Origin of the sequence: Thiosocius teredinicola, from assembly GCF_002009425.1 — a bacterium.
GTDB classification, from domain to species: Bacteria; Pseudomonadota; Gammaproteobacteria; order Chromatiales; family Chromatiaceae; genus Thiosocius; species Thiosocius teredinicola.
On the sequence record NZ_CP019936.1, the window covers coordinates 1,176,163 to 1,188,897 of the forward strand.

Annotated in this window: 13 protein-coding genes and 3 tRNA genes; 11 read left to right on the forward strand and 5 right to left on the reverse strand. The window is 62.0% G+C overall.

Annotated elements, in window-relative coordinates:
- The first annotated feature begins 16 nt into the window (after window positions 1-16).
- Complete coding sequence (locus B1781_RS05735) at window positions 17-340, forward strand: sulfur globule family protein (protein ID WP_078118741.1); 324 nt, start codon at window positions 17-19, stop codon at window positions 338-340.
- A 104-nt stretch (window positions 341-444) separates the two neighbouring features.
- Here the strand turns inward: B1781_RS05735 and ettA are convergent, their stop codons facing one another.
- Window positions 445-2,112: an energy-dependent translational throttle protein EttA gene (ettA, locus tag B1781_RS05740; RefSeq protein WP_078118742.1), complete on the reverse strand. Its 1,668-nt coding sequence runs from the start codon at window positions 2,110-2,112 to the stop codon at window positions 445-447.
- A gap of 123 nt (window positions 2,113-2,235) precedes the next feature.
- On the opposite strand from ettA, the gene B1781_RS05745 reads away from it, so the two are divergent.
- Window positions 2,236-3,006 carry a GGDEF domain-containing protein gene (locus B1781_RS05745; RefSeq protein WP_078118743.1) on the forward strand — a complete coding sequence of 257 codons (771 nt, stop codon included), beginning with the start codon at window positions 2,236-2,238 and terminating at the stop codon, window positions 3,004-3,006.
- A gap of 9 nt (window positions 3,007-3,015) precedes the next feature.
- Here B1781_RS05745 and B1781_RS05750 read toward each other — a convergent pair whose 3' ends face one another.
- Together B1781_RS05750 and folD are read right to left on the reverse strand one after the other, a co-directional pair.
- Entirely contained in the window at window positions 3,016-3,666 is a 651-nt protein-coding gene (locus tag B1781_RS05750) for a class I SAM-dependent methyltransferase (protein WP_078118744.1), read from the reverse strand.
- 125 nt (window positions 3,667-3,791) lie between these two features.
- Window positions 3,792-4,655 carry a bifunctional methylenetetrahydrofolate dehydrogenase/methenyltetrahydrofolate cyclohydrolase FolD gene (gene folD / locus B1781_RS05755; protein ID WP_078121941.1) on the reverse strand — a complete coding sequence of 288 codons (864 nt, stop codon included), beginning with the start codon at window positions 4,653-4,655 and terminating at the stop codon, window positions 3,792-3,794.
- A gap of 131 nt (window positions 4,656-4,786) precedes the next feature.
- Between folD and B1781_RS05760 the strand changes: the two genes are divergently transcribed.
- From B1781_RS05760 to B1781_RS05790, 7 genes are all read left to right on the forward strand, one after another.
- Window positions 4,787-4,863 (forward strand) — tRNA-Pro (locus tag B1781_RS05760).
- Window positions 4,864-5,195: 332 nt separating this feature from the next.
- Window positions 5,196-5,272: transfer RNA gene (locus tag B1781_RS05765), tRNA-Arg, on the forward strand.
- A gap of 78 nt (window positions 5,273-5,350) precedes the next feature.
- Window positions 5,351-5,426 (forward strand) — tRNA-His (locus B1781_RS05770).
- 199 nt (window positions 5,427-5,625) lie between these two features.
- Entirely contained in the window at window positions 5,626-6,879 is a 1,254-nt protein-coding gene (glyA, locus tag B1781_RS05775) for a serine hydroxymethyltransferase (protein WP_078118745.1), read from the forward strand.
- A gap of 53 nt (window positions 6,880-6,932) precedes the next feature.
- Window positions 6,933-7,436, forward strand: a complete 504-nt coding sequence (nrdR, locus tag B1781_RS05780; protein ID WP_078118746.1) for a transcriptional regulator NrdR — start codon at window positions 6,933-6,935, stop codon at window positions 7,434-7,436.
- Entirely contained in the window at window positions 7,433-8,572 is a 1,140-nt protein-coding gene (ribD, locus tag B1781_RS05785) for a bifunctional diaminohydroxyphosphoribosylaminopyrimidine deaminase/5-amino-6-(5-phosphoribosylamino)uracil reductase RibD (RefSeq protein WP_078118747.1), read from the forward strand. Before nrdR ends, ribD begins: the two co-directional genes overlap by 4 nt.
- Before the next feature lie 70 nt (window positions 8,573-8,642).
- A complete protein-coding gene (locus tag B1781_RS05790) occupies window positions 8,643-9,305 on the forward strand; it encodes a riboflavin synthase (protein ID WP_078118748.1) in 663 nt (220 codons plus the stop codon).
- A gap of 20 nt (window positions 9,306-9,325) precedes the next feature.
- On the opposite strand, the gene B1781_RS05795 is transcribed toward B1781_RS05790, so the two are convergent.
- Both B1781_RS05795 and B1781_RS05800 read right to left on the reverse strand, forming a co-directional pair.
- A complete protein-coding gene (locus B1781_RS05795; protein ID WP_078118749.1) occupies window positions 9,326-10,279 on the reverse strand; it encodes a patatin-like phospholipase family protein in 954 nt (317 codons plus the stop codon).
- A 166-nt stretch (window positions 10,280-10,445) separates the two neighbouring features.
- Entirely contained in the window at window positions 10,446-11,060 is a 615-nt protein-coding gene (locus tag B1781_RS05800) for a class II aldolase/adducin family protein (RefSeq protein ID WP_078118750.1), read from the reverse strand.
- Window positions 11,061-11,113: 53 nt separating this feature from the next.
- Here B1781_RS05800 and ribBA point away from each other — a divergent pair, with 53 nt between their 5' ends.
- Window positions 11,114-12,229: a bifunctional 3,4-dihydroxy-2-butanone-4-phosphate synthase/GTP cyclohydrolase II gene (gene ribBA / locus B1781_RS05805; protein ID WP_078118751.1), complete on the forward strand. Its 1,116-nt coding sequence runs from the start codon at window positions 11,114-11,116 to the stop codon at window positions 12,227-12,229.
- 33 nt (window positions 12,230-12,262) lie between these two features.
- Window positions 12,263-12,730: a 6,7-dimethyl-8-ribityllumazine synthase gene (ribH, locus tag B1781_RS05810; protein WP_078118752.1), complete on the forward strand. Its 468-nt coding sequence runs from the start codon at window positions 12,263-12,265 to the stop codon at window positions 12,728-12,730.
- Window positions 12,731-12,735: the final 5 nt, after the last annotated feature.

The following is a 12,735-nucleotide window of genomic DNA, read 5'->3' on the forward strand; positions in this document are numbered from 1 at the left end:
TACAAAGGATTTAAACATGAAACTGATCATCGCAATGGTTGCCATGCTGGCTACGGCACATGCGTGGTCCTTCTGGGGCTGGAACGACGCGAGTGGTTTCGGCAGCGGTTACAACAACGGCTTCGCTGACGGTATTGGCGACGCCGATTTCACGTTCGATATGACGTTCTCGGCCTCGATGCGTGGCAACGGGTATGGATCGGGTAACGGCAACGGCCACGGATACGGCTCGGGACACGGCTACAACCGCTATGTCCCTTACTATGGCGCGCCTTACGGTTATCTACCCCCGATGCCGCAGCCGGGTGCTCCGGCGGCACCGCAGGCAGAAGCGCAATAGATCGAAAAGCAGTGTGGTTACCGGCGTAGCGGCCGGTGATGCAGAAAGGCCCCGATACTGATCGGGGCCTTTTTGTTTGCGTCGACTGTGCTCTTGGGGGGAGCTCAGGCGTCGATGCGCTTGTACTTGATGCGATGCGGGTTGATCGCCTCGTCGCCAAGCCGGCGTTTCTTGTCTTCTTCATAGTCGGCAAAGTTGCCTTCGTACCAGACCACTTCCGAATCGCCTTCGAATGCCAGGATGTGGGTCGCGATGCGGTCGAGGAACCAGCGATCGTGCGAGATCACCACTGCGCAGCCGGGAAAGGCCAGCAAGGCCTCTTCAAGCGCGCGCAGGGTTTCGACGTCGAGGTCGTTGGTCGGTTCGTCGAGCAGCAACACGTTGCCGCCGGATTTCAGCAGCTTTGCCAGATGTACGCGGTTGCGTTCACCGCCGGACAGGTCACCGACCTTCTTCTGCTGATCCGAACCACGGAAGTTGAAACGCGAGCAGTATGCGCGTGACGGCATCTGGAAGTTGCCGACCGTGATGATTTCCTGATCGTCTGAGATCTCCTGCCAGACGGTCTTTTTGTCATCCAGTGAATCGCGGCTCTGGTCGACTGCAGCGATTTTGACGGTGTCGCCGATGCGCAATTCGCCCGAGTCAGGCTTCTCGTCACCGGTCAACATGCGGAACAGTGTCGTTTTACCCGCGCCATTCGGGCCGATGATCCCGACGATGCCGCCTTTCGGCAGGTTGAAGGTCAGATCCTTGTACAGCAGTTTGTCGCCAAACGATTTTTGCAGGCCGTTGGCTTCGATCACCAGGTCGCCGAGGCGTTCGCCGGGCGGAATGTAGATTTCGTTGGTTTCATTGCGCTTCTGGAAGTCCTGGTTCTGGAGTTCTTCGAATCGGGCGAGGCGGGCCTTGCTTTTTGCCTGACGCCCTTTCGGATTCGAGCGAACCCACTCCAGTTCTTCTTTCATGGCCTTGATGCGGCCTTGTTCCTGCTTTTCTTCCAGTTCGAGGCGGTTCTCTTTCTGTTCCAGCCAGGATGAATAGTTGCCTTCCCACGGAATACCGTGGCCGCGGTCGAGTTCCAGAATCCAACCGGCAACGTTGTCGAGGAAGTAGCGGTCGTGGGTAACCGCAACCACAGTGCCGGAGTAATCGTGCAGGAAACGCTCGAGCCAGGCGACGGACTCGGCATCCAGGTGGTTGGTCGGTTCGTCGAGCAGCAGCATGTCGGGTTGCGACAGCAGCAGTTTGCACAGCGCCACACGACGACGCTCGCCACCCGAAAGCTTGGTGACATCGGCGTCCCAAGGGGGCAGGCGCAATGCATCAGCCGCAACGTCGAGTTGACGCTCGAGGTTATGACCGTCCGATGCCTGCAGGATGTTCTCCAGTTCGCCCTGGCGTTTGGCCAGTGCGTCGAAATCGGCATCCGGCTCAGCATAGGCGGCGTATACCTTGTCGAGCTCGGCCTGCGCATCGGTAATGTGACTTAGGGCCTCTTCAATATTGCCGCGTACATCTTTGTTCGGATCGAGCTGCGGCTCTTGCGGCAGATACCCGACCTTGATTCCGGGCTGAGGGCGGGCCTCGCCATCGATATCGGTATCGACTCCTGCCATGATGCGCAACAATGTCGATTTACCCGCGCCGTTCAGGCCGAGCACGCCGATCTTGGCGCCGGGGAAAAACGACAAAGAGATGTCTCGCAGAATCTGCCGTTTCGGCGGCACGATCTTGCTGACGCGATTCATGGTGTAAATGTATTGGGCCATAGCGATTGGCTGCCTCAAACTGCTCGGGTGCGAAGGTAGGCGATTGTACACAGGCCGACCGGTTTTAAAAAAAGGTCGGCCTGCCGCTAGCGTGCAAATGGGCATTCGATCAGGAAAAGTGTGATGAGAGGCGCTGCGGATGCTGCAGACGATAAGCCGATGAAACGCACAGCGTTTTTGTTTGCCTTGGTCGCGGTCGGCTTGTTCGGTCTGTTGCTCGGTGGGTGGTTCACACCGGGGTTCGACCTGAGCGCACAAGGGCAGCCACCTGCACCGCAGACCGAAACCGTTGCGGTTACTGGCGTCTCGCTCGTTTCGGTCGCACTGCTGCTCGCTGCGGTCCTGATGATCGTCGCTTCGTTGGCGCTGCTATGGCAGGTTCGCCGTTTGAAGGCGGACAATGGCACGCGCGATCCGGCCACCGGCCTGTATCGCCAGTCGTACGTCGATGAGGCGGTTTCCAACCAGATGGCGCGCGACGATCGCAGCGGGCGCAGCCAGCTCGCGGTAGTGCGCATCCAGATCGATTATCTCGACGATGTTGAGCGTCGCTACGGCGAACAGGCGGTAGAGACGCTGATCGAGTTCGCCGGTCGCCAACTGCGTGGCCAGACGCGCGAAGGCGACCTGCCGGTGCGCGAGCACGATGGCGGCGATTTCACCGTGTATCTGCAGTGCGAGGAGCTGACGCAGGCCGAGGCATTCTGCCGGCGTCTGGCGATGATGTTGTCGCGCGAGCAGCTGGAGTTCCGCGGCGATATCGTCAAGATCACGGCCAGCATGGGCGTGGTGTTGCGTGAGCCGGGTGAGCCGCTGACCGATCTGCGCGAGCGCGCCGGGGCCAAGTTGGCGGAAGCGCGAACTAACGGCGATCACCGCCGCATTGTCGCCTGACCTTCGACCTCAGCGACGCTCGAACACCGCCAGTTGCAGCGAGTGCAGAAACGGCGACCATTCGCTGTGATGGTGAAGGGTGAAACCTTCTGCGGCGAACGCCGACACCATCTCGTCGCGCGACGCCGGATGCTGCCGTATTGGTTTGCCGCTGATGCGGTTGCGGATACGGCGTCTCACGGTGGCGATCGACCAGGGTGAGTGGTACGACATCACCACGTAACGGTCGGCAACGCGGCACATCTCTTTGATCATCTCGCGACGCTGGGCCGGGTCGGCAAAGTGATGCAGCAGACGAAAACACAGGACCGCGTCGAAAGTACGGTCTGCATAGGCCATGTCGAAGACATTCTGTGCCTCGATTCTGACGTGAACACCGGCTGCTTTGACCTGCTCAGCCGCGACTCTCAGGGCAGCCTCACCGAGATCGACGCCGGTGACGTCATAACCCTGTTGTGCCAACCAGATCGATGCGCGCCCAACACCGCACGGTGCATCGAGTACCGTGTGGATCGGCGCGAGCGAATCGAACGCCGCTTCGATCAGCCGCATCTCCTTGCGATGTTTTTCAGGGCGACGCTCGAGGTAGGCCTCGGCTTTTTCAAGGCTATGCTTGACGCGTGGCGCGTAGGACGGGTGATCGTGAGAGCTTGCGTGCATTGTGTCGTTTCGTTCCGCCGTTTTGGGGCTTTAAACCGGCCCTAACGACACGATGAACGCAATGACTTAAACCAAGCTTAAAACCGGCACTGCAGCCGGTGGCTGTGCTATTCGGCTCGCCAGACTCAGGCGTTTTGCTCGGCGTGAAGCTCCGCGGCTTGCAGCGTGTTTTCCAGCAAGGTGGCGATGGTCATCGGTCCGACGCCGCCGGGCACCGGTGTGATCCACGAGGCGACCTCGCTGACCGGGCCGGTGTCGACGTCGCCGCACAGCGTGCCGTCATCCAGCCGGTTGATGCCGACATCGATCACAATCGCGCCCGGTTTTACCCAATCCGCTTTGACGAACTTCGGAACACCGACGGCGGCGACGACGATATCCGCCGCGCCGACCTTGCCGGCCAGATCCTTGGTCTTGCTGTGGCACACGGTGACGGTGCAACGTGCCATCAACAGCTCGAGAAACATCGGTCGGCCGACAATATTGGATTGCCCGATGATGACCGCGTCCTTACCCACCAGATCGATACCGGTGCGTTCGAGCATCGTCATCACGCCTCTCGGCGTGCACGGGCGCAGGATCGGCTGGCGCAGCACCAGGCGGCCGATGTTGTACGGATGAAACCCATCGACGTCCTTGGTCGGCAGGATGCGCTCGGTCACCGCATCTTCGTCGATCTGCTCAGGCAGCGGAAGCTGCACCAGGATGCCGTCGACCTCGTTGCGGCCGTTCAGCTCGTCGATCAGTCGGAGGAGTTCGTCCTGGCTGGTCTCCTTGGGGAGTTCGATCAGTTCGGAATGGAAGCCGACTTGTTCGCAGGCCTTCTGTTTGTTGCGCACATAGACCTGGGATGCCGGGTTTTCGCCGACCAGCACCACCACAAGACCCGGAGCGCTCTGCCCGGAGGCGAGCCGCTCGGCGACGCGGTGCTTGATCTTTTCGCGGAGGTCGGCGGCGATGGCCTTGCCGTCGAGAATCTGTGCGCTCATCGGGTTTCCTGCTGTGCTGTCCGGCAATTCGAGGGGCAAACCGGCATGATACCAGAGTGCCTCGCCTCGATTGACGCCATTGTGGGCCGCCCGTATCATATGGCGCCTTCGCAAATTGGCGAAGACCTATTCGGGGTATAGCGCAGTCTGGTAGCGCGCCTGCTTTGGGAGCAGGATGTCGGGAGTTCGAATCTCTCTACCCCGACCAGATTTGAGTGTTGCTGGCGGGCCATGTGCAATGCCCGGCTGGCAGCACGGTAGGGCGAGAGAGATGAGAACTCCCGAAGGGAGTTTGATAAAAAACGACAGGACGTCGTTTTTAACGGCCGCAGGCCGGCCCATAGGGCGAAATGCAGGAAGTATTTCGTAGAAAAAACGACAGGACGTCGTTTTTGACGGCCGCAGGCCGGCCCGCAGGGCAAAATGCAGGACAGCATTTTGCAATCTCTCTACCCCGACCAGATTTAAGTGGTGCCAGCGGGCCATGTGCAATGCCCGGCTGACAGCACGGACCAATTTTCGGGTACATTCCTGAATACGGCCCCGATAGCTCAGTTGGATAGAGCAACGGACTTCTAATCCGTAGGTCGGGGGTTCGAATCCTCCTCGGGGCGCCATTCATCCCGCGGGGTGATCGCAAAAACAGGCTGAACGGGCCTGGTTCGATGCACGCATCGAGCAAAACCGGTTCAATGGTGGGCGTAGCTCAGTTGGTAGAGCCCTGGTTTGTGGCACCAGTGGTCGTGGGTTCGAGCCCCATCGTCCACCCCATACATCGCGAGACAAGCGGCGGCCGTCAGGCGCCGCTTTTTTCGTTTTCGGGGCCGCCGACACCCCATTCCGGCCGGGTTGACGGTATCCCTGTTCTCCATCAGACTTTCCGTTTCCCCGGGGCCTTTTGGCTGCTCCGGCCGAGCGGCCCCGTACAGGGGCCGTTTGCATTTTGAATACACGCGAGACGAGGTGGTCGATGTTCAGCAAAGACATGAAGATTGAAGGCTACGATGACGAGCTTTTTGCAGCCATCAAAGCCGAGGAGCGTCGGCAGGAAGAACACATCGAACTGATCGCCTCCGAGAACTACACCAGCCCGCGCGTGATGGAGGCCCAGGGTTCGGTGCTGACCAACAAGTACGCCGAAGGTTATCCGGCCAAGCGTTATTACGGCGGCTGTGAATACGTCGATAAGGCCGAGCAACTCGCTATCGATCGTGCCAAGAAGCTGTTTGGCGCCGACTATGCCAACGTGCAGCCGCACTCCGGCTCGCAGGCCAACTCGGCGGTGTTCATGGCGCTGTGTCAGCCGGGCGACACCATCCTCGGTATGAGCCTGGCGCATGGCGGCCACCTGACGCATGGCGCCAAGCCGAACTTTTCCGGCAAGATCTATAACGCCGTGCAGTATGGCCTGAATCCGGAGACCGGCGAGATCGATTACGACGAGGTCGAGCGACTCGCGCGTGAGCACAAGCCGAAGATGATCATCGCCGGTTTCTCGGCCTACTCGCGCATCGTCGATTGGCAGCGCTTCCGCGCCATCGCCGACGAGGTCGGAGCCTACCTGTTCGTCGACATGGCACACATCGCCGGTCTGGTCGCTGCCGGCATCTACCCGAGCCCGGTTCAAATCGCCGACGTCACCACGACGACGACGCACAAGACCCTGCGCGGCCCGCGTGCCGGCCTGATCCTGGCCAAAGCCAATGAAGAGGTCGAGAAGAAGCTCAACTCGGCGGTCTTCCCCGGTGGGCAGGGCGGCCCGCTGATGCATGCCATCGCGGCCAAGGCGGTAGCGTTCAAAGAGGCGATGGAGCCGGCGTTCGTCGAATATCAGAAGCAGGTCGTCAAGAACGCGCAGGTCATGGCGCAGGTGTTCATGGATCGCGGCTACGATGTCGTATCCAAGGGTACCGACGATCACCTGTTCCTGGTCAGCTTCATCGAGGCCGGCCTGACCGGTAAAGACGTCGACGCCTGGCTGGGCGCGGCCAACATCACGGTCAACAAAAACGCCGTGCCCAACGATCCGCAATCGCCGTTCGTCACGTCGGGTATCCGTGTCGGCACGCCGGCCGTCACCACGCGTGGCTTCGGCGAAAACGAGTGCCGCGACCTGGCGGGCTGGATGTGCGATGTGATCGACGCGCGCGGCAGTGATGAGGTCATCGCCAAGGTCAAAGACAAGGTGTTGACCATCTGCAGCAACTACCCGGTCTATCGCTGAGCCTCAGCGGCACAAGCTGCGACCGGATGACGAGACAGGTCGGGAACTGAACGATGCGTTGCCCCTTCTGCGGCGCCCAGGACACCAAGGTCGTCGACTCGCGCCTGCACGGCGACGGCGACCAGGTGCGGCGTCGCCGTGAATGCACCGTTTGCAAGGAACGCTTCACGACCTACGAAGGCGCCGAGTTGAACCTGCCGCGGGTGGTCAAGAGCGACGGGCGGCGGGTTATCTTCGATGGGCGCAAGCTGCGCGCCGGCATCGAACGCGCACTCGAAAAGCGTCCCGTTTCGACCGAGGCCACCGATGCCGCCATCAATCACATCATGCGTAAACTGATGGCCGGCGGTGAGGCCGAGGTGTCTTCGCGCAAGATCGGCGAGCTGGTCATGGATGAGCTCAAGGGCTTGGACCAGGTCGCCTTCGTGCGCTTTGCCTCGGTCTACCGCCAGTTCGAAGACGTCAACGCGTTTCGCGAAGAGATCGAGAAGCTGGAGAAGCAGCTGTCGCCCGAGGCGCGGCGTCACCAGCTCGACCTGCTCGATCCGGAAAAATGACCGCCGTATTTAACGACGACGATCATCGTTACATGGCGCGCGCACTGCGCCTGGCCGAACGCGGCCTGTACACCACCGATCCCAATCCGCGCGTCGGCTGCGTGCTGGTGAGAGACGGGCGGGTGGTCGGCGAGGGCTGGCACCGCAAGACCGGTGAGCCGCATGCCGAACGCATCGCGCTGGCTGCCGCCGGCGATGCCGCACGCGGCGCCACGGCCTATGTCACGCTCGAACCGTGCTCACACCACGGTCGCACACCGCCGTGTGCCGATGGCCTGATCGAAGCGGGCGTGGCGCGCGTTGTCGCGGCCATGACCGACCCCAATCCCCAAGTCGCCGGTGACGGTCTGCAACGCCTGCGCGATGCCGGCATCTCGGTAGATGTGGGCCTGCTCAAAGCGGATGCCATGGCGCTCAACCCCGGTTTCGTCAAGCGCATGACAAGCGGCGTGCCGCTGGTGCGCTGCAAGTTGGCGATGAGCCTCGACGGGCGCACCGCGATGGCCAGCGGCGAGAGCAAATGGATCACCGGCGAGGATGCGCGTCGCGATGTGCAATTGCTGCGCGCGCGCAGCAGCGCGGTGCTGACCGGCGTATTGACCGTCATGGCAGACGATCCGTCGATGAACGTTCGCCTGCCGGTGGCTGATCTGCCGGGCGTCGAGTCTGAAGCCTATCTGCGTCAGCCGCTGCGCGTCGTGCTCGATACCCGGCTGCGCACCTTGCCGCGTGCCCGCCTGCTGCAACTGGCGGGCGACGTACTGATCGTCTGCGGTCAGGGCGCGTCGCAAGACAGCGAAGACGAACTGCGTGCCGCCGGTGCCGACGTGTTGCGTCTGCCGCAACTGGGCGGACGTATCGATCTGACGGCGTTGCTCAAGGCGCTGGCGCAGCGCGGTATCAACGAGTTGTTGATCGAGAGCGGCGCCACGCTCGCCGGCAGTGCCCTGTCGGCAGGCATCGTGGACGAGTTGATCGTGTACATGGCGCCGCACCTGATGGGGGATGCCGCGCGTGGCCTGGTGCACCTGCCGGGTATCGAACGCATGGCGCAACGGGTGGCGCTTGAGTTTGCCGATGTGCGCCGGGTCGGTGCCGACCTGCGTCTGACACTGCGCCCACTGGCGCGCGATTGATCGAGATCGTCTGCGCCGCGTCGAACGCGTAACATTCTTTTATCTCGAGCAGTAACGCCGGAGGCAGTCTATGTTCACGGGAATCATCCAGGCCATTGGCGAGGTCGCCGATCTGCAGCAGCGCGGCGGCGACGTGCGTCTGCGCGTTCTGACCGGCAAGCTGGATCTGTCGGATGTCGAGCTGGGCGACAGCATCGCGGTCAATGGCGTGTGCCTGACGGCGGTCGATCTGCCCGGCGACGGTTTCGTGGCCGACGTGTCGCGCGAAACATTGTCATTGACCAGCCTCGGCCAGCTCGGCTCAGGCAGCAAGGTCAATCTGGAAAAGGCGTTGACCCTGGCGACGCGCCTCGGTGGTCATTTGGTTAGCGGGCATGTCGACGGTCTGGGCAAGGTCGTCGAGCGCCACGACGATGCGCGTTCGGTGCGGTTTTCGATCGAGGCGCCGACGGAGTTGGCGCGCTACATCGCACACAAGGGTTCGATCACGGTCGACGGCACCAGCCTGACTGTCAACGCCGTCGACGGTTGCCGTTTCGAACTGAATATCGTGCCGCACACCCTGCAGGAAACCATCATGGGTGGCTATGGCGTCGGCAGTAAGGTCAATCTCGAGGTGGACCTGGTGGCACGCTATCTCGAACGCCTGTTGCTCGGCGACAAGGCGGCCGAACCAGGTGCTGGATCGATCGACATGGACCTGCTGGCGCGAACGGGCTTTCTTAAGGGCTGACGCGCAGCCTGCCAGCCCGTCTAATCGTGATTCGGAAGTTGGCCGTTGTCGGCCGAGAAGCGATCGAGCGCGACCTGGGCCCAGTATTCACCGGCCGCGATCACCTCTGCGGCACGGTAGAACTCGTGTGCCCCACAGGTGTCGATCGGGATCTCGATCAACAGGTCCGGCGGGTAGGCGGCGAGCATGCAGCGCGCGATGCTGGCCTGCATGGCGTCGAGCGATAACAGCGCCGTATCGGTGATCGACAGGTTCGGCCCTTGCTCTGTCTCGTCGTTGTCGAAACCGAGGCGTTCCTGCAACTGGTCGATGAACTCCTCGATCTTCTTCTGGTAGCGGTGTTTCTCCCTGGCGGGTTTCTGCGGCGTTTTCATTTCCCGTCTTTGCAGCCGGTTGCTGCCGCCCATGTGCTTCGGTACGCCGGACAGGCTCACCGCGATCACCGCGTCGGTCGGATCCTGCAGCGTTGGGGCGATCGGCACCGGATTCAGGATGCCGCCATCGAGCAGGGGGCGGCCGTTGATCATGTGTGGTGTCATAACCGTGGGAACGGCAATCGACGCGCGGATGGCGTCGAACAGGTCGCCCTTGGTCAACCAGACCTCTTTGCGTGCGAGTACGTCGGTCGCAACGATCGTCAGCGGGGTCGGCAGGTCTTCGATCTTGTGACGGCCGACGAAATCCTGCAGCGTCTCCATGATCATCTGGCCCTTGAGCATACCGGCGCCGCGCCAGGCGATGTCGAGATAGCGCAGCACGTTGAATTCGGTCAGTTCTTCGACCCATTCGGCATACTCATCGAGCTTGCCGGCGGCATAGAAGCCGCCGATGAGTGCGCCGATCGAGCTGCCGGCAATGGCACCAATCTTCCAGCCGTTGCGCTCCAGCGCCCGGATAACGCCGATGTGCGCCAGGCCGCGCGCGCCGCCGCTGCCGAGGACCAGCGAAATTGTTTTCTTGTCGGATGTGTTCACAGCCGTTCCGGTGTCTACCTGGGGTGATCATTGCGCTGGCACGATCGGTATTGCACGCCGTTGCCAGGCAAGTCTTATTGTCTCATGGGCTGCATGCAGCCGGGCAGCGGTTTCGCGGCTATGTAACGGCTCGTCTCTTGCCGTTATCGACGCCGCACGCCGCGTTTCAAGCAACGCGTTGGTAGGTGGCGAGCAGTAGTTCGCCGGCCTCGTCGAGGTCTTTGCCGTAGGCCACGATGCCGTCTTCGTGTCCGCCCATCGAGAAGATGCCCTTGGCGGGTGCGCCATCGGCGCGCACCAGGCGGTCGACTTCGGCTGCCATCGCGGGTGTGCCGTAGCCGGCCGTGGGGTCGGTCTGTGCCAGCCCGAGTCGCTGTGCATTCGTCCAGATCACAGGGGTGTGGACGTGGATCACGGCATTGGCATGCGGCAATGCCCGGTAGATCTGGCCATGCGTCATCGCCTCGGACGAGGGCGGGGTGGGGCCGCTTGCCGACAGGGCGTTGGCGTCGATGTCGAAATCGTGCACCCACGCAAGGTCCTGATCGCTCAGCCGGTTCTTTCCGCCGGTCTGGGTGCCGGTGATGATGAAGCCGTGCGCGATGCGCAGGCTGATGTTGCCGTAGGCGTAGCCGCCGTAGCGACCCCGCGACTGGCCGATCAGCTCGCGTGCGCGGCAGCGGCCAAACCAGTCGAACAACGGTTTGAGGTCGGCGTCGGCCGGTAGCGGGCCGGGCCGGTAGTCGAGTTTGTACTGGATGACGCCCTCAGATTCTGTCATTGGGGGTGGCTCTACTGTTAAACTGCACCGTTTGCCGAATTCGTCGCATTATCATGGCTCTGAATACTACTGAAGAAATCATCGAAGACATGCGCCAGGGCCGCATGGTCATCATCATGGATGATGAGAACCGCGAAAACGAGGGCGATCTGATCCTCGCGTCGGAAAAGACCACGCCCGAAGCGATCAATTTCATGGCCAAGTACGGCCGCGGCCTGATCTGCATGACGCTGACCAAGGAGCGCTGCCGCCAACTGCGTCTGCCGCTGATGGTCAACAGCGACGATCAGCTCGCATCGACCAACTTCACCGTGTCGATCGAGGCCGCCGAGGGCGTGACCACCGGCATCTCGGCCGCCGACCGCGCCACCACGGTGCTCGCCGCGGTCAAGGCCGATGCCCAACCGCAGGACCTGGTCCAGCCGGGCCACATCTTTCCGCTGATGGCCCAGCCCGGCGGGGTGCTGGTGCGTGCCGGCCATACTGAGGCGGGCTGCGATCTGGCGCGCCTTGCGGGGCTTTCGCCGAGCTCGGTGATCGTCGAGATCCTCAACGAAGACGGCAGCATGGCGCGCCGTCCCGACCTGGAGAAGTTCGCCGCCGAGCACGATCTTAAGATCGGCACCATCGCCGACCTGATCCAGTACCGGATCAAGAACGAGAAGACCGTCGAGCGGGTGACCTCGTGCAATCTGCCGACCAAGCGTGGCGATTTCCAGTTGCTGGCCTACCAGGACGTGATCGGCAACGACATCCACCTGGCCCTGGTCAAAGGCGAGATCAGCCCGGACCGACCGACGCTGGTGCGCGTGCACGTGCAGAACAGCCTGTGCGATCTGTTCGAGAGCACCCGCGACTGCGGCTGGCCGCTGCGCCGGGTCATGGACCAGGTGTCGGAAGAGGGCGAAGGCGTTATCGTGGTGCTGCGCAATTACGATACGGCGCGCGATATCGTGCATCGTATCCAGGATTACAAATGGCACGGTGTGGACGATCAGATCCCTGATCGCAGAAAAGGCGACGACGATGATCTGCGTACCATCGGCGTCGGCGCACAGATCCTGGTCGATCTGGGGGTGCGCAAGATGCGCGTGATGAGCGCGCCCAAACACCTGCATGCCTTGGCCGGCTTCGAGTTGGAAGTGGTCGAGTTTGTTAGTACCGAGTAGCTCGGCGCGACAGGCGTCGAAGAGGAAATCTGCATGAGTATCAAGACGATCGAGGGCGGCCTGACCGTCACCAATGCGCGTTTTTGCGTGGTAGTCGCGCGCTGGAACAGCTTTGTGGTCGACAGCCTGGAAGCCGGCGCGATCGACACCCTCAAGCGCCACGGTACGGCCGAGGAAGATATCACCGTGGTGCGTCTGCCCGGTGCCTTCGAGATGCCTTTGGTGCTGGAAAAGATCGCGGCGAAGGGCGAGTTCGATGCCATCGTCGCCCTCGGCGCCGTCATCCGCGGCGGCACGCCGCACTTCGAATACGTTGCCGGCGAATGCGTGAAGGGCATGGCGCAGGTCACGCTCAAGCACGGTGTGCCGATCGCGTTCGGTGTGCTCACGGTCGACACGATCGAGCAGGCCATCGAGCGCGCCGGTACCAAGGCCGGCAATAAAGGCGGTGAGGCAGCGGCATCGGCCATCGAGATGGTCAACCTGCTGCGCGAACTGTAAGGGGT